Source organism: Mucilaginibacter gossypii (genome assembly GCF_017569325.2).
GTDB lineage: Bacteria > Bacteroidota > Bacteroidia > Sphingobacteriales > Sphingobacteriaceae > Mucilaginibacter > Mucilaginibacter gossypii.
Genome location: NZ_CP071878.2, coordinates 62,762 through 85,634 on the forward strand (window position 1 = coordinate 62,762; position 22,873 = coordinate 85,634).

Annotated in this window: 14 protein-coding genes; all 14 read left to right on the plus strand. The window is 39.2% G+C overall.

Going from position 1 to position 22,873, the window contains the following annotated elements; all coding sequences use genetic code 11:
- Nucleotides 1-165: 165 nt before the first annotated feature.
- The 14 genes from rpoB (at nt 166) to J3L18_RS00390 (ending at nt 22,864) form a co-directional block, all read left to right on the plus strand.
- Nucleotides 166-3,969, plus strand: coding sequence for a DNA-directed RNA polymerase subunit beta (rpoB, locus tag J3L18_RS00325; protein WP_091166600.1), 3,804 nt, complete (start codon nt 166-168; stop codon nt 3,967-3,969).
- A 111-nt stretch (nt 3,970-4,080) separates the two neighbouring features.
- Nucleotides 4,081-8,370 (plus strand): DNA-directed RNA polymerase subunit beta', encoded by a 4,290-nt coding sequence (gene rpoC / locus J3L18_RS00330; RefSeq protein WP_129569033.1) that lies wholly within the window; start codon nt 4,081-4,083, stop codon nt 8,368-8,370.
- 375 nt (nt 8,371-8,745) lie between these two features.
- Complete coding sequence (locus tag J3L18_RS00335; protein ID WP_129569032.1) at nt 8,746-10,803, plus strand: right-handed parallel beta-helix repeat-containing protein; 2,058 nt, start codon at nt 8,746-8,748, stop codon at nt 10,801-10,803.
- A 135-nt stretch (nt 10,804-10,938) separates the two neighbouring features.
- On the plus strand, nt 10,939-11,253 hold the full coding sequence (locus tag J3L18_RS00340) for a DUF3467 domain-containing protein (protein ID WP_129569031.1): 315 nt from the start codon (nt 10,939-10,941) through the stop codon (nt 11,251-11,253).
- Between the two features lie 156 nt (nt 11,254-11,409).
- On the plus strand, nt 11,410-12,258 hold the full coding sequence (locus tag J3L18_RS00345) for a polysaccharide biosynthesis/export family protein (RefSeq protein ID WP_129569030.1): 849 nt from the start codon (nt 11,410-11,412) through the stop codon (nt 12,256-12,258).
- Between the two features lie 7 nt (nt 12,259-12,265).
- Nucleotides 12,266-14,653, plus strand: a complete 2,388-nt coding sequence (locus J3L18_RS00350; protein ID WP_129569029.1) for a GumC family protein — start codon at nt 12,266-12,268, stop codon at nt 14,651-14,653.
- 41 nt (nt 14,654-14,694) lie between these two features.
- Nucleotides 14,695-15,735 (plus strand): ferredoxin--NADP reductase, encoded by a 1,041-nt coding sequence (locus tag J3L18_RS00355; protein WP_129569028.1) that lies wholly within the window; start codon nt 14,695-14,697, stop codon nt 15,733-15,735.
- Between the two features lie 77 nt (nt 15,736-15,812).
- Nucleotides 15,813-16,583, plus strand: coding sequence for a glucose-1-phosphate cytidylyltransferase (gene rfbF, locus J3L18_RS00360; RefSeq protein ID WP_129569027.1), 771 nt, complete (start codon nt 15,813-15,815; stop codon nt 16,581-16,583).
- The gene (gene rfbG, locus J3L18_RS00365) at nt 16,531-17,664 is read left to right on the plus strand and encodes a CDP-glucose 4,6-dehydratase (RefSeq protein ID WP_208102530.1); all 1,134 of its coding nucleotides are present in this window, start codon (nt 16,531-16,533) and stop codon (nt 17,662-17,664) included. Before rfbF ends, rfbG begins: the two co-directional genes overlap by 53 nt.
- A gap of 24 nt (nt 17,665-17,688) precedes the next feature.
- The gene (gene rfbH, locus J3L18_RS00370) at nt 17,689-18,990 is read left to right on the plus strand and encodes a lipopolysaccharide biosynthesis protein RfbH (protein WP_129569025.1); all 1,302 of its coding nucleotides are present in this window, start codon (nt 17,689-17,691) and stop codon (nt 18,988-18,990) included.
- Nucleotides 18,991-19,021: 31 nt separating this feature from the next.
- Nucleotides 19,022-19,561 carry a dTDP-4-dehydrorhamnose 3,5-epimerase family protein gene (locus J3L18_RS00375; RefSeq protein WP_129569024.1) on the plus strand — a complete coding sequence of 180 codons (540 nt, stop codon included), beginning with the start codon at nt 19,022-19,024 and terminating at the stop codon, nt 19,559-19,561.
- On the plus strand, nt 19,558-20,454 hold the full coding sequence (locus J3L18_RS00380; protein WP_129569023.1) for an NAD-dependent epimerase/dehydratase family protein: 897 nt from the start codon (nt 19,558-19,560) through the stop codon (nt 20,452-20,454). The genes J3L18_RS00375 and J3L18_RS00380 overlap by 4 nt, the downstream gene beginning before the upstream one ends.
- Nucleotides 20,455-20,514: 60 nt before the next feature.
- The gene (locus tag J3L18_RS00385) at nt 20,515-21,924 is read left to right on the plus strand and encodes an oligosaccharide flippase family protein (RefSeq protein WP_129569022.1); all 1,410 of its coding nucleotides are present in this window, start codon (nt 20,515-20,517) and stop codon (nt 21,922-21,924) included.
- 1 nt (nt 21,925) lies between these two features.
- Nucleotides 21,926-22,864 (plus strand): glycosyltransferase family 2 protein, encoded by a 939-nt coding sequence (locus tag J3L18_RS00390; RefSeq protein ID WP_129569021.1) that lies wholly within the window; start codon nt 21,926-21,928, stop codon nt 22,862-22,864.
- Nucleotides 22,865-22,873: the final 9 nt, after the last annotated feature.

Sequence of the window (22,873 nt, forward strand, 5' to 3'; positions counted from 1 at the left end):
CTCCGACCATAAACGGTCGGGGTCTATTGCTGTTTATAAAGGTTTTGAATTAGATGTGAGATATTAGATATGAGATTTGAGATTTTTCAAATCGCTATTTCATATCTCAGATCTCATGTCTCAAGTCTCACATCTACAAAAATTAATAACTAAAATTTAAATACCTTGGCAAACAATAATAATCAAAGAGTAAACTTTGCAACCAGTAGAAAGGTACTTGATTACCCTGATTTTCTGGATGTTCAGTTACAATCTTTCCAGGAATTTTTTCAATTGGAAACCACTTCCGACAACCGTTATAAAGAAGGGCTGTTTAAAGTGTTTGCCGAAAACTTTCCTATTTCAGATTCAAGAAACATCTTTGTCCTGGAGTTTCTTGACTACTTTATTGATCCGCCCCGTTATGATATACAAGAGTGTATCGAACGCGGATTAACTTACAGCGTACCATTAAAAGCAAAGCTTCGCCTGTCATGTAATGATGAGGAGCACGAAGATTTTGAAACAATTGTACAGGACGTGTACCTGGGTACTATCCCATACATGACGCCAAAAGGTACATTTGTTATTAATGGTGCCGAGCGTGTAATTGTATCACAGTTACACCGTTCGCCAGGTGTGTTCTTTGGTCAGAGCCGCCACACCAACGGTACAAAATTATACTCGGCCCGTGTTATTCCTTTCAAAGGTTCATGGATTGAGTTTGCTACAGACGTTAACAACGTAATGTATGCTTACATTGACCGTAAAAAGAAATTCCCGGTTACTACGTTGCTTCGCGCCATTGGTTATGACTCTGATAAAGATATATTAGAGCTGTTTGAACTGGCCGACGAGGTTAAAGTAAGCAAATCAGGCCTTAAGAAATATATTGGCCGTAAGCTTGCTGCAAGGGTACTTAAAACATGGATCGAAGACTTTGTGGATGAAGATACCGGTGAGGTAGTTTCTATTCCTCGTAATGAGATCATCCTTGAGCGTGAAACCTTACTGGAAGATGACCATATTGATATGATCATCGACTCTGGTGTTAAAACCATCATCCTTAACAAGGAAGATGCTTCAACCAGCGGTGATTATACTATTATATACAATACCTTACAGAAAGATACTTCCAACTCTGAGAAGGAAGCGGTTGAACATATCTACCGCCAGTTACGTAACGCTGAACCACCTGATGAAGAAACAGCTCGTGGTATCATCGATCGTTTATTCTTTTCAGATAAAAGATATGACCTGGGTGATGTGGGCCGGTACCGCATCAACCGTAAATTAAAATTGAGCACTTCGGAAGAAACTAAGGTTTTAACCAAGCAGGATATCATCGCGATTGTTAAATATCTGATCAAATTAATCAACTCAAAAGCTGAGGTGGATGATATTGATCACTTGTCAAACCGTCGTGTGCGTACCGTTGGCGAGCAGCTTTATGCTCAGTTTGGCGTAGGTTTGGCACGTATGGCCCGTACCATTCGTGAGCGTATGAACATTCGTGATAACGAGGTGTTCACCCCAACCGACCTGATCAACGCACGTACATTATCATCTGTGATCAACTCGTTCTTCGGAACAAACCAGTTGTCACAGTTCATGGACCAAACCAATCCACTGGCAGAGATCACGCACAAGCGTCGTCTGTCAGCCTTAGGCCCCGGCGGTCTGTCGCGTGAGCGTGCAGGTTTCGAGGTTCGTGACGTTCACTACACCCACTACGGTAGGTTGTGTACTATCGAAACTCCTGAAGGTCCGAACATTGGTTTGATTTCATCACTTTGTGTACACGCTAAGATCAACAACTTAGGCTTTATCGAAACTCCGTACAAACGTGTAGTTGAAGGTAAAGTTATGGTTGACGAGCCGGTTATCTATTTATCTGCTGAAGATGAAGACGGTAAAACCATTGGCCAGGCAAACGCTGTATACGATGATAAAGGTGAGTTTGAATTGCCGCGTGTAAAAGCACGTTTCGAAGGTGACTTCCCGGTTATTGAGCCGGAGCGTCTGGATTTGATGGATATTGCTCCAAACCAGATCACTTCAATCGCGGCTTCGCTTATTCCGTTCTTAGAGCATGATGACGCTAACCGTGCATTGATGGGTTCAAACATGCAACGCCAGGCCGTACCATTGTTACGTCCGGAAGCGCCGATTGTTGGTACCGGTTTGGAAGGCCGTGTGGCAAAAGACTCCCGTACCCTGATCAACGCCGAAGGCGATGGTGTGGTGGAGTATGTTGATGCTAACGAAATCCGTATTAAATATGACCGTAACGAACTTGATCGTTTGATCTCGTTTGAAGGAGATAGCAAAAGCTACCGCTTAACCAAGTTTAAGAAAACCAACCAAAGCACCACCATGAACCTTAAGCCTATTGTTAAAAAAGGCCAGAGGGTTGAAAAAGGTGAAGTACTTTGCGAAGGTTACGCTACGCAAAATGGCGAGCTTGCATTAGGCCGTAACCTTAAAGTAGCGTTCATGCCTTGGCAGGGATATAACTTTGAGGATGCGATTGTAATCTCTGAGCGTGTTGTTTCACAAGATATCTTTACTTCAATCCACGTTGAAGAGTTCGAGCTTGAAGTTCGTGACACTAAACGAGGTGAGGAAGAGTTAACACCAGATATCCCTAACGTATCAGAAGAAGCAACTAAAGACCTTGACGAAGACGGTATCATCCGTGTAGGTGCCGAGGTTAAAGAAGGCGACATCCTGATTGGTAAGATCACCCCTAAAGGTGAATCAGACCCATCACCGGAAGAAAAACTGTTACGTGCTATCTTCGGTGATAAAGCCGGCGACGTTAAAGATGCTTCATTGAAAACCCCGCCGTCAATTGCCGGTGTTGTTATCGATACCAAATTGTTCTCTCGTGCTAAGAAAACTTCAAAAGCTGAAGAAAAAGCACAGTTAGAGAAATTGGATAACAAGCATGATAAAGCTGTGAAAGATCTGAAAAATACTTTGATCGAAAAGTTATTTGAGATCGTTAACGGTAAAACTTCGCAAGGCGTTTATAACGTTTACAAAGAGTTACAGGTTCCTAAAGGTGTTAAATTCACCCAAAAGATATTAGTTGAGCTTAATTACGATAACATTAACCCAACGAAATGGACTACTGATGATGATAAAAACGATCAGATCAAGATCCTTCTTCATAACTTCAACATTAAGTACAATGAAGAGTTAGGTGCTTACCGTCGTGATAAATTCGCTATCAGCGTGGGTGATGAGCTTCCATCAGGTATCGTGCAAATGGCTAAAGTTTACATCGCTAAAAAGCGTAAGCTTAAAGTGGGTGATAAAATGGCAGGCCGTCACGGTAACAAAGGTATCGTTGCTCGTATTGTACGTGACGAAGATATGCCTTTCCTTGAAGACGGAACACCGGTTGATATTGTGTTGAACCCACTGGGTGTACCTTCACGTATGAACTTGGGCCAGATCTATGAAACCGTATTAGGCTGGGCCGGTAAAGAGCTTGGTGTTAAATTTGCTACTCCAATCTTTGACGGTGCAAGCCACGAAGAAGTGGAAGAGTGGATTAAGAAAGCCAACTTGCCTGAATCAGGCCGTACTTACTTATACAATGGTTTAACAGGTGATCGTTTTGATCAGCAAACTACTGTAGGTATTATCTACATGCTGAAATTAGGTCACATGGTTGATGATAAGATGCACGCCCGTTCAATCGGTCCGTACTCATTGATCACTCAGCAACCATTGGGCGGTAAAGCACAATTTGGTGGTCAGCGTTTTGGTGAGATGGAGGTTTGGGCACTGGAAGCATTTGGTGCATCAAACATTTTGCAGGAGATATTAACCGTTAAATCGGATGATGTTATCGGCCGTGCCAAAACATATGAGGCTATTGTTAAAGGTGAAAACCTGCCAACGCCATCAGTTCCTGAATCATTCAACGTATTGGTTCACGAGTTACGCGGCTTAGGTTTGGATATCACATTAGAATAAGGTTAAAGCTTAAAGGCCAAAGGTGAAAGGTTAGGACAGGTTCCGAAACCTTTTACCTTTCGCCTTTTACCTTTCGCCTAAAAAATTACCTTTAAAAAATCAAAGTAGACTATGTCTTACAAAAAGGATAATAAAATCAAAAGTAACTTTACCACCATTACCATCAGTTTAGCCTCTCCCGAGTCTATCCTTGAGCGTTCAAGCGGTGAAGTTTTAAAGCCGGAAACCATTAACTACCGTACTTACAAACCCGAACGTGATGGTTTGTTCTGCGAGCGTATTTTTGGTCCGGTTAAGGATTATGAGTGCCATTGCGGTAAATACAAACGTATCCGTTACAAAGGTATCGTGTGCGACCGTTGCGGTGTTGAAGTAACCGAAAAGAAAGTACGTCGTGAGCGCATGGGCCACATCAACCTGGTGGTGCCTGTTGCACACATCTGGTACTTCCGCTCATTGCCAAACAAAATTGGTTATTTATTAGGCTTGCCTACAAAAAGGCTCGACCTTATTATATACTACGAGCGTTACGTAGTTATCCAACCGGGTATTAAAGAATCAGACGGAATCAATAAAATGGATTTCCTTACTGAAGAAGAATACCTTGACGTATTAGATACCCTTCCAAAAGAAAACCAGTACCTTGACGACAAAGATCCTCAGAAATTTGTTGCCAAAATGGGTGCCGAGGCTTTGGAAGAGTTATTGAAACGCCTTGACCTTGACGAATTATCATTTAGCTTGCGTCACCAGGCAGCAAACGAAACTTCTCAGCAACGTAAAAATGAAGCCTTAAAACGCTTACAGGTTGTTGAAGCTTTCCGTGATGCAAAAACAAGGATCGAGAATAACCCTGAGTGGATGATCGTTAAGATCGTTCCGGTTATCCCGCCTGAGTTGCGTCCGTTGGTACCACTGGAAGGTGGCCGTTTCGCTACTTCAGATTTGAACGACCTTTACCGTCGTGTTATTATCCGTAACAATCGTTTAAAACGTTTAATTGAGATTAAAGCACCAGAAGTGATTTTACGTAACGAAAAACGTATGTTGCAGGAAGCTGTAGATTCGTTATTCGATAACTCACGTAAAGTTAACGCGGTAAAAACTGAAGGTAACCGTGCTTTGAAATCACTTTCAGATATCCTGAAAGGTAAGCAAGGTCGTTTCCGTCAAAACTTATTAGGTAAACGTGTGGATTACTCTGCCCGTTCGGTAATTGTTGTAGGTCCTAACCTTAAATTACACGAATGCGGTTTACCAAAAGATATGGCTGCCGAGCTGTTTAAACCATTTATCATCCGTAAAATGATTGAGCGTGGTGTGGTTAAAACAGTAAAATCTGCTAAAAAGATTGTTGACCGTAAAGACCCATTAGTTTGGGATATTTTGGAAAACGTACTGAAAGGACACCCTGTATTACTAAACCGTGCGCCTACGCTGCACAGGTTGGGTATCCAGTCGTTCCAGCCAAAACTGGTTGAAGGTAAAGCGATCCAATTGCACCCATTAACCTGTACAGCATTCAACGCGGATTTTGACGGTGACCAGATGGCCGTTCACGTACCACTTGGTAACGCGGCAATTTTGGAAGCCCAAATCCTGATGCTTGCTTCGCACAACATCCTTAACCCTGCTAACGGTACGCCTATTACTGTACCATCTCAGGACATGGTGCTTGGTTTGTACTACATAACCAAAGGCCGTAAAACTGATGAAACGCGCGTGGTTAAAGGACAAGGCTTAACTTTTTACTCTGCAGAAGAAGTAATTATCGCTTATAACGAGAAAAAACTTGATCTGCATGCGTTCATTAAAGTTAAAGCTTTAGTTAAAGAACGCGATGGCAAAATCGTAAACAAAATTATTGATACTACTGTAGGCCGCGTGTTGTTTAATCAGCATGTACCTGTAGAAGTAGGTTATATCAATGAGCTGCTTACCAAAAAATCACTTCGTGATATCATTGGTGAAGTAGTGAAAATCACCGGTATGGCACGCGCGGCCCAGTTCCTTGATGATATTAAGGAATTAGGATTTAAAATGGCGTTCCAGGGCGGTTTATCATTTAACCTGAAGGATATCAATATCCCTGCAGAGAAAGTTACTTTGATCGAAACAGCTTCTAAGCAGGTTGATGAGGTTATGGGTAACTACAACATGGGTTTCATTACCAACAACGAGCGTTACAACCAGATCATCGATATCTGGACACGTATCAACAACCGCTTAACTGCTAACGTGATGGATATCCTGAGCAATGATAACCAGGGCTTCAACTCTGTTTACATGATGCTTGATTCAGGTGCGCGTGGTTCTAAAGAGCAGATCCGTCAGCTTGCAGGTATGCGTGGTTTGATGGCTAAGCCTCAAAAATCAGGTTCAGGTGGTGAGATCATCGAAAACCCGATCCTTTCAAACTTTAAAGAAGGTTTGTCGGTATTGGAGTATTTCATCTCTACCCACGGTGCCCGTAAAGGTTTGGCGGATACGGCGTTAAAAACAGCGGATGCTGGTTACTTAACCCGTAGGTTGCATGACGTTGCCCAGGATATGATTGTTGGTGAGGTTGATTGCGGTACCTTAAGAGGTATCTACACAACTGCACTGAAAGATAACGAGGATATTGTTGAGCCTTTATATGACCGTATTTTAGGTCGTACTACGCTTCATGATGTTCATGACCCTATCACTAACGAATTGTTAGCAGTAGCCGGTCAGGACATTACCGAAGAGGTTGCCAAAAAGATCGAGAATTCTCCGTTAGAAGGTATCGAGATCCGTTCGGTATTAACTTGCGAAAGCAAACGTGGCGTATGTGCATTGTGCTACGGCCGTAACCTTGCAAGCGGTAAACGCGTGCAAAAAGGCGAGGCTGTTGGTGTAATTGCTGCACAGTCAATCGGTGAGCCTGGTACACAGTTAACACTTCGTACATTCCACGTGGGTGGTACCGCGTCAAACATTGCTGCGGAATCTCAGATCAACGCTAAGTTTGATGGTATCATCGAGTTTGAGAACGTACGTACTGTAACTTATGAAACTGCTGAAGATGGCGCTGTTGATGTGGTATTAGGCCGTTCGGGCGAGTTCCGCATTATCGAAGCCGGAAGCAATAAAGTAATTGTTACCAATAATATTCCATACGGTTCATACCTGTATGTAAAAGATGGCAGCAAGATCACCAAAGGCGACCGTATTTGTTCATGGGATCCGTATAACGCGGTAATTATCTCTGAATTTGCAGGTATTGCCCAGTTCGATGCAGTATTGGAAGGTATCACTTTCCGTGAAGAATCTGACGAGCAAACCGGTCACCGCGAAAAAGTGATCATCGATACAAGGGATAAAACTAAAAACCCTGCTATCCAGATTGCTGATAATAAAGGTAACATCATTAAAGGATATAACATTCCGGTAGGTGCACACATCGCTGTTGATGAAGGCGATAGGTTACAAACCGGTCAGGTTATTGCTAAAATCCCTCGTTCAACCGGTAAAACGCGAGATATTACAGGTGGTTTACCACGTGTAACCGAGTTATTTGAAGCACGTAACCCTTCAAACCCTGCTGTAGTAACTGAAATTGACGGTGTGGTAACTTTAGGTGGCGTGAAACGCGGTAACCGCGAAATCACCATCGAATCAAAAGATGGCCAGGTTAAAAAATACCTTGTACCACTTTCAAAACACATCCTTGTACAGGATAATGACTTTATTAAAGCTGGTATGCCATTATCAGATGGTTCGATATCTCCGGCGGATATCCTTGCTATCAAAGGCCCTGCTGCAGTGCAGGAATATCTTGTTAACGGTATCCAGGAAGTTTACCGCTTACAGGGTGTGAAGATCAACGATAAGCACTTTGAGGTTATCGTTCACCAGATGATGCAGAAGGTATCTATCGAAGATGCGGGCGATACCCGTTTCTTAGAGCGTGAAGCTGTCGACGGATGGGATTTCATGACCGAGAATGATGAAATTTACGACAAGAAAGTTGTTACTGATCCGGGTGATTCAACTACATTGAAATCTGGTCAGATAGTTTCATTACGCCGCTTACGCGATGAAAACTCGGTATTGAAACGTCGCGACCTTAAACTGGTTGAAGTGCGTGACGCTATTCCTGCAACATCGAGCCCGATACTGCAAGGTATCACCAGGGCGTCGTTAGGCACCAAGTCGTTTATCTCGGCCGCGTCGTTCCAGGAAACTACCAAAGTACTGAACGAAGCAGCTATCGCAGGTAAAAAAGACAACATGCTTGGCCTGAAAGAAAACGTTATCGTAGGTCACTTAATACCTTCAGGTACCGGTTTACGCGAATACGAGAATATCCGTGTAGGTTCACAGGAAGAGTTTGACCGCTTGATGGCTTCAAAAGCAGAAGAGTTGGAAGCTTAATTGCCAGCTACTTAAATACAAAAGGGATATAAAAATAATCCCTTTGAAATCGTAAAATCGGATGCTTGGGTAAAGATATCCGAATAATTAAAAAGGGGCTGTTTTCATTTCATCATGAAACAGCCTCTTTTTTTGTGCTTATATTTGAACAAAACGAAGCTGGTTTATAATGATTCTTGTAATACAGAGTTCACCGATAATTCTTACGATTTAGTTTAAAATATATGGAACAATTTGCGAACGAAATCGGTTTATTCAAATTGTGGTGAGTTGATACTATTAATAAAATTGCTGTTATGTAAAAAAAAATTCTTCACGCGTTATTCATTTTAATTGGATAGTTTTCCTTTAAATCTATCAGCATTAAATAACTATATGAAAATCAAGCTTAAATTAAATGCATCGCTAAAGATGGTTAGGAAAGTGAATCTGATTTGTGTTTTATTGATCATCACTTCATTAATAAATTTTGGTTTTGTTTTAAACAGGCATTTGCCGCAGGGCAATGGGACAACGTATTATGTTGACTCAAAAAATGGCAATGATAACAATAGCGGAACATCACTTACGCAGGCATGGAAAAGCATTAGGAAGGTTAATGCAATACGCTTGACGGCGGGGGATCAGTTGCTATTAAAGAGAGGATGTATTTGGAGCGAACAATTGACTCCCGCAGGCAACGGTACCGCTGGTAAACCGATTGTTATCGGCGATTACGGAAGCGGCGCACTACCCGAAATAACCGGTTTTGAGGCATTGGATGGTTGGAATGCTAAAGGGGGGGGGATTTGGTCAGGTGATTGTACTTCATGCAGTACAGATGTAAACATGGTTGTGCTAAATAACGTTGTACAACCTATCGGACGTTACCCTAACATCGATGCGACAAATGGTGGATACTTAACTATTGATTCGCATCATGGAAATTCGATAAGTGATAACGGTTTGAATGGTTCCCCTGACTGGACCGGAGCAGAAATAGTTATACGTAAAAATCATTGGATAATTGACCGTAATACTATCTTGTCGCAGAGTGGTAATTCTATTTCCTATAAGTCTGCTTCAAGCTATCCTGCTGTCGATAAATTTGGTTTTTTTATTCAAAACAGTCCTCAAACTCTTGATAAAAAAGGCGAGTGGTATTTTGATTCTGCAACAAAAAAGATGTTGATGTTTTTTGGGAGCGGCAATCCCACTAATATGGATATTAGGGTAAGCACTAAAGCCTCGCTGTTGTCTGTAACAAAGATGAACAATATCGTTGTGCGTAATATAGCTTTTACCGGTGCTAACAAAAATACTATACTCGTAAATGGCTGTAGTAATATAAGTTTTATCAATTTATCAATTAATTATTCGGGCGGTAATGCGGTTACAATAACTAATACACACGCACTTACTATATCAGAATCAACAATTCTTAATACCAACGATAATGCGATAGTAGGCAGATTTAATTGCGATAGTATTAGCATTAATCATAATATCATTAAAAATACCGGTACTATACCAGGAATGGGAGGAAGCGGCGATGGCAGTTACTCCGGCATCTTGATTAAGGGGAGCGGCAATATTATATCCAATAATCAAATTGATAGTACTGGTTACAACCCAATATCGTTTCAGGGAGATATTATTGTTAAAAATAATGTTATCGACTATTTTAACTTTGTTAAAGATGATGGCGGGGGCATTTATACAGGTGATGCCAACAACAACGTTCCGTTAAACGGCACAAGGCAGATCATAGGCAATCTTGTTTTTAATGGTGTAAATGCCAGACCGGGAACTGAACCGGGCCGTTACGCTGCCAGTAGTTCAGCTCTGTGGCCCTCGTGTGGTATTTATATGGATGATAATACAAAAAATGTAACCATTTCGTGTAATACAGTGGCCCATAATAATGGTGCAGGCATTTACATTCATAATGCGTATAATATTACAGTACAAAATAACACGGCTTACGATAATTTTGAGCAATTATTGTTTTCGTACAGTTTCAGCTTCGCTGATGAGATTGCCAAAAAAAATAAGGTATCAGACAATATATTTGTGTCAGGCGGCCGTACTAAATATGTGGCTGATTTCCGGTCAAGTAAGGGCAGTGTTGGCGTATCTAAGATGGGCGTGTTTCGGTCAAATGCCTATTTACCTAAACCCGGGCAGAGGGAATTGAACATTCAATCTTCGATTGTAGGCGTTCCACTCACATCGTCGGCAGATATGTCAAGTTGGAAGTCTGATTATGATAGTAGAGATGATTCCAGTTTCCAAAAGGTTTCAATGCCCTCAGATGTGAGGTTTGAATGTAACAAAACTGATAAGCCAAAGGTGATTACATTAGATGGGGTTTATCAGGATGTAAAAAAGAATGTATATTCAAAAACAGTAACATTAAAGCCATTTACCTCAGTAGTATTATCAAAAAAATAGTTTGGTATTTCTGAAAAATAACTATTCACTTTTTTTAAAACAAAAGCTTTATTTTGATTGTTTTGAAGGCCTGACTCTCCTAAAAGGAGTAAGATGGGCCTGATTGGTTCCTTTTGTTAAAAAAATAGATTGTATATGAATGAAGAACAGGTTGAAAATCAATTAAGTATCGAGTTATCAGAGGAAGTTGCAGATGGCGTGTATTCTAATTTGGCTATTATTACTCACTCCAATTCTGAATTTGTTATTGATTTTATACGCGTAATGCCCGGTACTCCGAAGGCCAAAGTAAAATCGCGAATTATTTTGACACCTGAACATGCTAAGCGTTTGATGTCGGTAATTCAGGATAATGTTGAAAAATTTGAAGCAGCAAACGGAAAAATCAAAAGCGGGGAAAATGGATATAATTTTCCTATGAATTTTGGTGGTACCATGGGGCAGGCTTAAATTTTGATAATGATATTAAAAGTGGCTTCTTGTTAAAAAAAAGTTACGCTGATGCTATTTTTTTAAGAAAATCGATAGTTTATCATTGATATTTTGAAAAAAGTGTATATATTGCACCAGCTAAGACGCCTACTTTAGATATGAAAACTTAATTCTATGAGAAGAAAACACTTATTAAATCTTTTAATCGTTTCTCTAATTCTTTTCGTTACTTCCGGTTTATTTTCCTGCTCATCTCAAAAAAAAATAAAATATTTTCAAGATATCCCAGATTCAGGTCAGCTTAAAACTATTCCTGCGGCTGCTTATACGGAGCCCAAGGTACAGGTTGACGATATTTTGTCTGTAGTTGTTCAAACCATCGACCCGCTTTCCACACAAGTGATAAATGCCGGAAATATTGGCTCTTCGTCGTCAACATCCCCAAATATGCCTCTGTCACCGCTAACTGCAGCAAGTGCTGCAACGGCCGGAGCTGGTCAGCAGTCTGGAGTGTCTGGTTATCTTGTTGATAAAGAAGGCAATATTGATATTCCTATTTTAGGTAAGATACAAGTGGTAGGGCATACCACCTCTGAATTGAAGACAATTATACACGATGTAGCTGCTAAATACTACAATAATCCGACAGTAATTGTAAGGTATGCTAATTTTAAAGTAAGCGTAACAGGCGAGGTTTTAAAACCAGGCGTTTATGTGCTTCCCAATGAAAAAGTAACCTTATTGGACGCAATAGCTATGGCCGGCGATCTTACTATTTTTGGTAAAAGAGATAATGTTTTATTGATTCGTGAAAATCTGGATGGAACTAAAACTCCCTACAGGGTTAATTTGAAGAAAAGCGATATTATATCTTCTCCGTATTTCTATTTGCGCCAGAACGATTTGATCTATGTTCAGCCAGATGTAGCAAAATCAGCTGCTACAGACGCAGCCCAGGCTCGAAACTACACCATCATTGGCTCTCTCTTATCTGTATTAGTAATCTATCTTACAAGGAAATAATTATTTTATGGAGTTTCGAAATCAGGAATTCAAATCACCTTTTAGTAAAGAAGAAGACTTTAATTTTAAAAAGTTTGTCGGAAATACGATATCTAACTGGTATTTATTTGTTATATGCGTTCCAATTTGTTTAGCCGTTGCTTTTGGATACGCTCGTTATAGTACACCCGGTTATAAAATAAACAGTAAAATCACTATAGATGATGGTTCATCTGGCGGATTACTGGGCGGAAAATCAAATAACAGCTCATTAATGGATTTTTCCGATCTTCTCGATCTGTCAAGTAATGCTTATAATGAAATTGACATATTAAAGTCGAGAGCATTAATGGCAAGCGTTGTTAAGGATTTACATCTGGATGTAACAATTTATAGGAAAGGGATAATTAATTCTATAGAATTATATGACGAAGCGCCTTTCAATGTTCAATTTACCCCAACTGTAGATTCGATACAAGCCAGGAGTTATGATATTGAAATAAACAGTGATTTAATACACATAGCTAACCGGAAAGAAAGTATAGACACTACTGTTAAATTTGCTACGGTAGTTCATTTGCCACAATTTGCGGTGGTGTTTTCTAAAGTTCCGGGAAAAGTTGTGTTAACCAAAGGCTATAAACTGAATATTACCTCGGTTGACGACAGGGTTCAGGCGCTTAGTCAGGATTTTACGGTTGATCTCACCGATAAGAAGAGTACTACTCTGGCACTTACCATACCTTACTCTAATCCCCGCAAAGGAGAAGCTATTTTACAAAAATTGATGACCCTTTATTTACAGGGTAACCATCAAAACAAAATTGAAATAGCCGATAGTACGCTAACATTTATTGACAATAGGATTAGCGTAGTTAGCAAGGAACTGTCGGGCGTTGAATTAAATTTTCAACAGTTTAAGCAGGAAAATCAATTGGCAGATGTTGATGAGCAGGGTAAGGCGCTTGTAACTGATGTTTCCAGTTATTACAACAAGCTAAATGAACAGGAAATTCAGCTAACACTTGTTAATGATCTTGAAAAAAATATCACAGATCCAAATAACAGAAGAATAGTTCCAAGTACGCTTTCTGTTAATGACCCTATTTTTGCAGAAGCTATTAAAGTATATAATCAGTTGCTTATAAGCAGGGATAATTTAATGGTGTCATATAAAGCAGACAACCCTGTTATAAAAAATATGGATAGCGAAATTGAAACTTCAAGAGAAGGGTTAGTTAAAAGCTTCCAGACTTATAAAAACGGACTTATCGTAGTTATTAATAAGTTGAAAGCACAAAACTCATTATTAACTTCAAAAGTTAAAAATGTACCCAAACAACAAAGAGGTTATCTTGATTATGCTCGTCAACAGGATTTAAAACAACAGCTATATCTTTACCTGTTACAAAAAAGGGAAGAAACAGCAATTGCCAGAACATCTACTTTATCAACAGCCAGGATAATTGACCCTGCAAAGAGTGATTATTTGGCATATAAACCCAATAAAGTGGTTATATATTTTATCGGGTTTGTATTAGGCCTGCTTATACCATGGGGTTACATTTATCTTAAGGATTCTTTAAACATAAGGATCATTAATAAAGAAGATATCGAACTTAATACGAAGATTCCTGTACTTGGTGAAATTGGCAATAATAGCGACGAAAAGTCACTGGTGGCTCACGATAAAGCCCGCTCAATTATATCTGAGCAATTCAGGGCGCTAAGAACCAATTTACAATTCGTATTAAAAGTTGGCCAGCCAAATGTTATCATGGTTACTTCAAGTATGTCGGGTGAGGGTAAATCTTTTATCTGTACTAACTTGGGTAGCGTATTGGCTCTGGGCGGAAAAAAAGTTATTTTAATGGAGCTGGATTTGCGTAAACCACGTTTATCTCAGAATCTTGGTTTGGACAGAGATTTTGGATTTACCAATTATGCAGTATCTGAAACCATCGGCATCGATGATTTAATAAAGCCGACATTCTTTTCTGAAAACTGTTTTGTTATGTCGTCAGGCCCAATTCCGCCAAACCCTTCTGAATTATTGATGAGTGAAAAGTTGGAAGAAGTAATAGCGTACCTTAAAACCAAGTTTGATTATATCATCATCGATAGCGCACCTATTGGCTTGGTTTCCGACTCACAGCTTATTGAACGTTTTGTAGATACAAGTTTATATGTAGTACGACAAGAGTATACCTTTAAATCGCAGCTAAATATAATTAATGACCTTGTGAATGAGGGTAAATTTAAAAAGGCTTACCTGGTTATTAACGATATAAAAACCAAAAAAGGTGGATACTATGGCTACGGTTACGGCTACGGCTACGGTTATGGCTACGGCTATGGTTACGGCGAAGAGGTAAAAACAAAATCTTCTTGGTTTGGTAAGCTCTTTAAAAAATAAATGATCCGCAGTTGATTTAAAAGATTAAAGTAAATACCCCCATGCTTACTTATACATTACGAGTTGCGGAAATAAAGCAGGAAACGGAAGATACCATTACGCTGTGTTTTAAGCAGTCCGGATTAAAGAAGATTAAATATCTGCCCGGACAATATCTGACCCTGATTTTCAGGATTAACGGACGGCGGTACTTAAGGCCCTATTCGTTTTCGTCTGCACCGGGAATTGATCAGTATCTCGAAGTTACCATAAAGCGTATTATTGGGGGAGTTGTATCAAACCATATACATGACCAGGTTAAGGTAGATGATCTGATAGAAGTGATGCAACCTTTGGGCAACTTTACTTATACAGAATCACAATTCCCTTCAGAGAAGCAAATAGTATTGTGGGGCGTGGGAAGCGGAATAACTCCCCTGATGTCAATAGCCAAATACGCTTTATCGCTACCTAACGGCCCAAGGGTAAGTTTGATTTATGGGAATAAAAATTTTGAATCCAGTATTTTTTTAGATCTCGTTCATAAGTTGAGGGATCAACATAGGTCCAGGTTTTCTGTATGGCATTTTCATACGCGTTTGAAAATAGATGAAGAAAACCCGGGTGTAATCCAAGGTCGTATTGACGAGTCAAAGGTTCATGTTGTTATGAACAAAATTGATGATCATCTTAATACGCTTCATTATATATGCGGGCCTGTTGGATTAAAAGAGTCTGTTAAGGGCGCTTTGAAAGGCTTAGGCATAAGTGCAGAACATGTTTTCTCTGAAGATTTTGAAATAGTAAAAAATCCTAAAGATTTTGAAGGGATTATTACACGGGTTGTGAAGCTCATTAATAACAATCTGGAAACAGTTGTAGAAGTAGTGAGCGGTAAAAGTATGCTTGAAGCGGGCCTAGATGCTCAGCTTGAACTTCCTTATTCATGCCAAACGGGCAATTGCTCAGTTTGTAAGGGTAAATTGCTTACAGGTAAGTTAAAAACAATTGGAGTAGAAAAGGTGCCTCATGACCTTGAGTCGGATGAGTACTTGTTATGCTGCTCATACCCGCTTACAGACGATGTAAGTGTATTGGTATAATTATTACATACTGCGCGATAGCTGATTGCAATAATAAGTTAATAATTAAATAAAATTAATCATCAAACCATCTTCACATGAAAGTAGTATTGTTAGCCGGGGGCTTAGGTACCAGGTTGTCGGAAGAAACCGTTTTAAGGCCAAAACCAATGGTCGAAATTGGGGGCATGCCTATTTTGTGGCATATTATGAAAATTTATTCGGCTCATGGCTTTAATGATTTTGTTGTTTGTTTAGGCTATAAAGGCTACGTGATCAAAGAATATTTTGCTAATTACTTTTTGCATAAATCAGACGTCACAATTGATCTTTCAGATAATTCTATAAAAGTGCATGACTCTCAGGCAGAACCGTGGAAAATCACACTTGTTGATACTGGTAATGAGTCAATGACCGGTGGTCGTATAAAAAGGATACAACCTCATATAGGCAGTGAGACTTTCATGTTTACCTACGGAGATGGCGTTAGCGATGTTGACATAAAGGCTCTTGTTGAACATCACAAAAACAGCGGCAAGAAATGTACTGTTACTTCCGTTCAGCCATCGGGCAGATTTGGTGCTATTAATCTGAACGCCGACGACAGTGTTCACTCATTCATGGAAAAACCTAAAGGCGACGGTGCCTGGATAAATGGTGGCTTTTTTGTTTGCGAGCCATCTGTGTTTGATTATATAACCGGCGACAGTTCGATATGGGAGCGCGAACCAATGGAGAAAATAGCGGAAGAAGGGGAGATGACCGCGTTTAAGCACGAAGGCTTCTGGAAACCTATGGACACCATAAGGGATAAGCATGAGCTGGAAGAGGATTGGACAAAAAATAAAGCTAAATGGAAAATTTGGTAATATGTTTGACGAATTAAAGAAGATATATAACGGAAAGAAAGTTTTCCTGACCGGGCATACCGGCTTTAAAGGCTCGTGGCTTTTAAAAATACTTACTATGCTTGGCGCGGAAGTGAAAGGTTATTCACTTGCTCCCGAAAATGATTTTGACCTATACCATGTTTTAAACGGCGACGCTATATGCGAATCTGTTATTGCTGATCTCAGGGATAGAAATAAATTGACTGAGGCAGTTGAATCTTTCCAGCCTGATTTTGTGTTTCATCTTGCTGCACAGCCATTGGTGAGGTTATCTTATGATATACCTTCAGAAACTTTTGAAGTAAATGCCATAGGGACTGCTAATTTGCTTGATGCAGTAAGGCTCGTTAAAAAAGCATGCCAGGTTGTATTGATTACTACTGATAAGGTATATCACAATTACGAATGGGTTTTCCCATATCGTGAAAATGACCGTTTAGGTGGCTATGATCCTTATAGCGCGAGTAAAGCATGCGCTGAATTGGTTATAGACTCTTATCGTAATTCATTTTTTAATCAGGCGAAATACGAAGCTCATCAAAAAGCAATTGCTGTTGGCCGTGCAGGCAATGTAATAGGCGGTGGTGATTGGGCAAAAGATCGTTTAATTCCCGACATTGTTAGGGCTATTTCAAAAAGCGAAACAGTAATCATTCGTAATCCTGGTGCGGTGAGGCCCTGGCAGCACGTAATGGAACCAATTTTCGGTTACCTTTTGTTGGGTAGCTGTTTGGTAGCTGATCCTTTGAAATTTTCAACTGCTTACAATTTTGGCCCTCAGTTAACGGATGCACTTCCTGTTAAGCAGATGGTTGAATTATCTATTGCTGCGTGGGGCAAGGGAGCGTTTGAAGTTGTTACTACAGCCCATCAACCACATGAAGCAGGTTTATTAAAACTTGATATTACAAAAGCTGTCACCGAGTTGAAGTGGAACTCAAGATTTAACGCTGAAACAGCTATTCAGAAAACAATTAATTGGTATAAAGAATATCTGAACAACCCTGAAGGTATTGTTTCGTATACCGAAAATCAAATATTAGAATTTACAGGTATTTAAATTATCCCCCATTAAATAAGTAGCATGCTTAAGAACATAACCAACCCAGATATTGAAGCCGGTTTGAGGCAAATTGCAAAGGCTAAGTCAACTCAGATTATTGTTCCTGGTAAGAACTATATCCCTGTGACAGGAAAAGTACTTGACGAAGATGATATATTATTAGGCGTCGAAGCTGCGCTTGACGGCTGGCTTACTGCCGGCAGATTTGCAAACCAATTTGAAAGTGAGTTTGCAAAATATTTTGGTGCCACCAAAGCCTTACTGGTAAACTCAGGCTCATCAGCAAACTTGGTTGCGTTTTACGCTTTAACTTCGCCAAAACTTGGCGAACGCGCAATAAAACCCGGCGATGAAGTAATTACCGTTGCTGCCGGCTTCCCGACAACAGTTAATCCCATTGTGCAATTTGGAGCTATTCCCGTTTTTGTAGACGTGGATATTGCTACTCATAATATCAAATCCGAAGATATTGAAAGTGCAGTATCTCCAAAAACAAAAGCAATTATGGTTGCTCATTCGTTAGGCAATCCATTTAATCTTGACGAAGTTTTGCGTGTTGCAAAAAAATATAATTTGTGGGTTGTTGAGGATGACTGTGACTCATTGGGTGCAACTTATCGCGATAAAAAGACAGGTACTTTTGGCGATATCTCAACTTTCTCGTTTTATCCGGCTCACCACATTACGATGGGTGAGGGCGGTGCAGTTTTAATCAACAATCCTGAACTGGCTAAGCTTGCAGAAAGCTTCCGTGACTGGGGGCGCGATTGTTACTGCGAACCGGGTAAAGATGATACCTGTGGTTGCAGGTTTGCCCAGCAATTGGGTACACTGCCGTACGGGTATGATCATAAATATACTTATTCACATATAGGTTTTAACTTAAAGGTGACTGATATGCAGGCGGCTTTTGGCGTATCGCAGTTAAAAAAGGTTGATCATTTTGTTCAAAGGCGCCGCGAAAACTACAAAGCCTTGTATGAGCGTATGAAGCAATTTGAAGATATCTTCATCTTGCCGGAGCCAACACCAAACAGCGATCCGTCATGGTTTGGCTTTTTACTTACCCTACGTGAAGGTGATGCTGCCGACCGTCACATGCTTGTTAAACATCTCGAAGAAAAGAAAATAGGCACCAGGCTTTTATTTGCCGGTAACTTATTACGCCAACCAGCATATACAGGCGTTCAAAGCAGGCAGATAGGCAATCTGGAAAATACAGATATCATCATGAACCAATCTTTTTGGCTTGGTGTATGGCCAGGTTTAAACGAAAGCCATTATGATTATATCGCCGACGTAATTAAAGCTTACATACAGTAACTGTTATTGAACATTACTTAAACTTTAAGGTATGGAACTGGAACAAACCATTATTGAAGATCTTAAAATATTGCATTTAAAAAAGCTTGACGATTCCAGGGGATCGTTTACTAAAATATTTAACGTTGATTTTTTTGAGGCCAACAATCTCCGTACCGATTTTAAGGAAAGCTATTTTTCAGTATCTCACAAAAATGTAATTCGTGGGATGCATTATCAATCGCCGCCGACTGAGCATACTAAACTTGTATTTGTAAATACCGGAAGGATTGTTGATGTGGTACTTGATATAAGAACAGGTTCAAAAACTTATGGACAATATTTTTATACCACGGTATCTGTAAGCCAACCCAAACTTATTTATATACCTGTAGGGTGCGCGCACGGTTTTCTTTCGCTTGAGGATAACACTATTGTATCCTATATCCAGACATCGGTTTACAACAATAGCTGTGACCATGGTGTTAAGTGGGACTCATTTGGTATGGAATGGCCAGTGACAGATCCTATTGTATCAGTAAGGGATATGGCTTTTGATGGCTTAAACGATATTAAATCGCCGTTTGTATGAATGTTTTAATAACGGGCTCAACCGGGTTTTTAGGAAAATACCTCGTACCTAAATTAATTGAGGCCGGTCATAACGTTTTAGAGTTAACCCGCGACGCCGATAAATCAGAACAGCTATTTGGCACTGTTACAAACAAACATGTAATTACTGATGATCAGGATGCGCTTACCGTAGCTTTGAATGAATTTAAGCCTGAGATAATGGTGCATCTGGCATCCTACCTAACTTCATCTGACTCGTATAATGATATGAAGAAGCTGGTAGACAGCAACCTTCTGTACATGCTGAGGTTGATGGATGCTTTAAAGACCAGTGGATTAAAATTTTTAATCAACACTGGAACTTTTGCCGAATACTTTAAAGGAGATGAAAGCATTGATCCGGCTTACCTGTATGCTGCAACCAAAAGTGCGTCGAGGTATTTTGTAGACTATTATTCAAAAGCTTATGGCTTTAAGGCTGCAACTGTTATCCCTTATACCATTTACGGTGGTATCGATAGTCAGAAAAAGATCATTGATTACATATATGAATCGATAGGAGCTGCGGCACCGGTTGATATGTCGCCGGGTGGCCAGGTGCTTGATTTTATTCATGTCGACGATGTAGTTGATTTCTACCTTGAACTTATTGATAACTATCAGCGTGTAGCAGATAAAAGTGTATTTAAGTTAGGGACAGGAGTGGGGCATACCATAAAGGAGCTTGCCGAAGTAATAGCCCAAAAAAGTGGCAGATCATGCAACATAAACTGGGGTGGTAAAAGCTACCGCCCAACCGATGTAATGTATGCCGTTGCCGATATCTCAGCGCAAAATAACTTGTTTGACTGGGACGCTAAAGTGACGTTGGAAATGGGAGTTGAAAATTATTTACGGACAAAGAATTCATAAATAATAAGGATCTGAATTTCAATATCGAAGTGGAAAAAAATAATTAATTGTGACGTAAATATGTCTGCTTTTATAAAGAAAATTCTTTCGAATAAAGTTGTAAAAAATTTTTCTTATTTAACTATTGGGAATTTTTTAAGCCAATTTATATTGGTTTTTTCAAGTATAAAAATAGCTCGAATTTTGGGACCGGCTGGTTTCGGTATGTTTTCATATATTCTCATTCAATCAGCGCTATATGCTGTAATTGCCGAATTAGGTATCAGGAATATCTCAATACGTACAGTAGCACGGGATGGTGAGAAATCAAAACTTGTATTTTTTTCTGCAATCGTTTTGCAATTTATCGGGCTTGTTTTTTCCGTTATACTAATGCTCATCTACGAACATTTTGCTCACTCTGTTAGCCCGGAATTACTATTATACTTAGTGATAAACGTGTTTGTACTTAACTTGTGGAGTAGCTGTGAAGCAATTTGGCAAGGACACCAACGTATGGGAATTGCTGAGTCAATTAACGTCTTTTTCTCAATTATTTGGTTAATATTTATAATCATAACTCCAGCATCAGCTATATCAGTTAATTACGTAATAAAATATTACACTTTAATCCTTCTGGGAAAAACAATAGTAATATTTTCTGTAATGTTTTTAGTAAAAGATATACTTAAGGGTAGTGCTGTGGGGTTTTGGAAGTTTGGCAGAACGATGATTAAGGATAGTTCATACTATTACCTAAACAATATTTTCGCTTTGCCGACTAATTATTTATCAAACAATTTTCTCGAAATTAATTCTACCAAAGTTGAGTTGGGATACTTTAATACAAGTAATCGCCTAATCAATCCAATAAAAATGGTAATTAATCTTGGCATGTCTGCTGTGTTTCCAAGCTTTAGTAATCTTTGGGTTACTAATAAACAGCTGCTGATTGACAAATTGAAAAAAACTTTTCCACTTTTCATCGTGGTAGTTTCTTTTTTGTGTTTTAGTTTCACTTTAATAAGTAAAGAAGTGGTGCTGATTTTGTTTGGTCCTAAGTTCCTGTCTTCAGTTAATATAATTCAATACCAGATCTGGTTTCTTTTCATTTTTGCTTTAAACTGGTATATAGGAAACATTTGGGGGGCCACAGATAATCAAAAACTGCTTTCCAGGTGGGGAATTGCAAGTTCTTTGATAGCTACACCATTTTTGTTCATAGGTAGTAAATACGGTGGATTTGGTTTGTCAATATCTTACCTTATGGCTTATGTTATATTTTTACCTTTTCTATATAACTCATTTGTTAAATCTTTAAATATAAAACTGAATTTAACGAGGGAGTTTATATGGACTATTACACTTTTTTGCATGTCTGTTTTTCTACCTTTTAATACTTTTTTGTGGATCAGAATAATTTTAATTCTGTTGGTAGCAGGCATTATTTATAATGTTTACAAATCAAAGTTTAAAACTATAGCTAATTAGTATGTTTTTTACCATAGGCCTTCCTGTAACTAAAGTTGGTTTTTTAAAAAATACTATTGATAGTATTTTGAATCAATCATTCTCGGATTTTGAAGTGATAATACAAAACAATGCTTTGTTACCAGAAGATAGAAAGAAGATTGCCGGGGTAGTAGAAACCTATTTAGTTGATAACAGGTTTAGGTATTATGAAAATGATACGTTATTGCCTATTTACGATAATTTTAATAAAATATTATCGCGGTCAACCGGTCAATATTTTATGATTCTGAGCGATGACGATAACTTAACTCCTGATAGCCTAAGCAATTTTTATAGATTGATAACTTCAATGCCCGGATTATATGTATATCATTGTCGGGTAAAGTTGATAAATGAAAAAGATGAGGTAACCGGTTACTCTCCGTTGTGCAATAATTTTGAAACGCTTTCAGATTTCGTGTATCAGCGGCTAACAGTAAAACGCCAGCAATTTTTGTCGGATTTTGTTGTTGATACAGCTAAATTGAAATCAATAGGGGGATTTCCCACCTTTCCTCTGGGTTGGGGAATGGACGATCTTACCTGGTATCTGCTTGGGGAAAATGGGATTGGTTATACCTCTGATATTGGACTCGAGTACAGGGTGGTTACCAATAATTTTTCCAATTCGAAGCAAAACTTCAGGCTCCGGCTTGATGATATAAATTTCCTGTACAACCAGGTTGCAGATATTTCTACTTCAGATGCATTCATTGGAAATTCTGTATATCCATCAAGTATGGTGAAAAAAGCGGTTGATAAAGCTAAAAATAAAGCATATAGTTATTTATTTAAGCTTATGGCAAAGGGGTGCAGCTCGTTTTACATGATAAGGTTTTATTTAAAAAATAAAAGAGAACATAATATTCCTTATACCGCCTTGTTTTATGGATTATTTAACAAAATTTACAAATTCTGATTTACCAAT

Coding starts and splice junctions, on each gene's coding strand:
- J3L18_RS00340 (WP_129569031.1), top strand. CDS start 10,939: ATGAATGAAGAACAGGTTGAAAATCAATTAAGTATCGAGTTATCAGAG.
- J3L18_RS00350 (WP_129569029.1), top strand. CDS start 12,266: ATGGAGTTTCGAAATCAGGAATTCAAATCACCTTTTAGTAAAGAAGAA.
- rpoC (WP_129569033.1), top strand. CDS start 4,081: ATGTCTTACAAAAAGGATAATAAAATCAAAAGTAACTTTACCACCATT.
- rfbF (WP_129569027.1), top strand. CDS start 15,813: ATGAAAGTAGTATTGTTAGCCGGGGGCTTAGGTACCAGGTTGTCGGAA.
- J3L18_RS00390 (WP_129569021.1), top strand. CDS start 21,926: ATGTTTTTTACCATAGGCCTTCCTGTAACTAAAGTTGGTTTTTTAAAA.
- J3L18_RS00335 (WP_129569032.1), top strand. CDS start 8,746: ATGAAAATCAAGCTTAAATTAAATGCATCGCTAAAGATGGTTAGGAAA.
- rfbG (WP_208102530.1), top strand. CDS start 16,531: ATGAGCTGGAAGAGGATTGGACAAAAAATAAAGCTAAATGGAAAATTT.
- J3L18_RS00345 (WP_129569030.1), top strand. CDS start 11,410: ATGAGAAGAAAACACTTATTAAATCTTTTAATCGTTTCTCTAATTCTT.
- J3L18_RS00355 (WP_129569028.1), top strand. CDS start 14,695: ATGCTTACTTATACATTACGAGTTGCGGAAATAAAGCAGGAAACGGAA.
- J3L18_RS00385 (WP_129569022.1), top strand. CDS start 20,515: ATGTCTGCTTTTATAAAGAAAATTCTTTCGAATAAAGTTGTAAAAAAT.
- J3L18_RS00375 (WP_129569024.1), top strand. CDS start 19,022: ATGGAACTGGAACAAACCATTATTGAAGATCTTAAAATATTGCATTTA.
- rfbH (WP_129569025.1), top strand. CDS start 17,689: ATGCTTAAGAACATAACCAACCCAGATATTGAAGCCGGTTTGAGGCAA.
- J3L18_RS00380 (WP_129569023.1), top strand. CDS start 19,558: ATGAATGTTTTAATAACGGGCTCAACCGGGTTTTTAGGAAAATACCTC.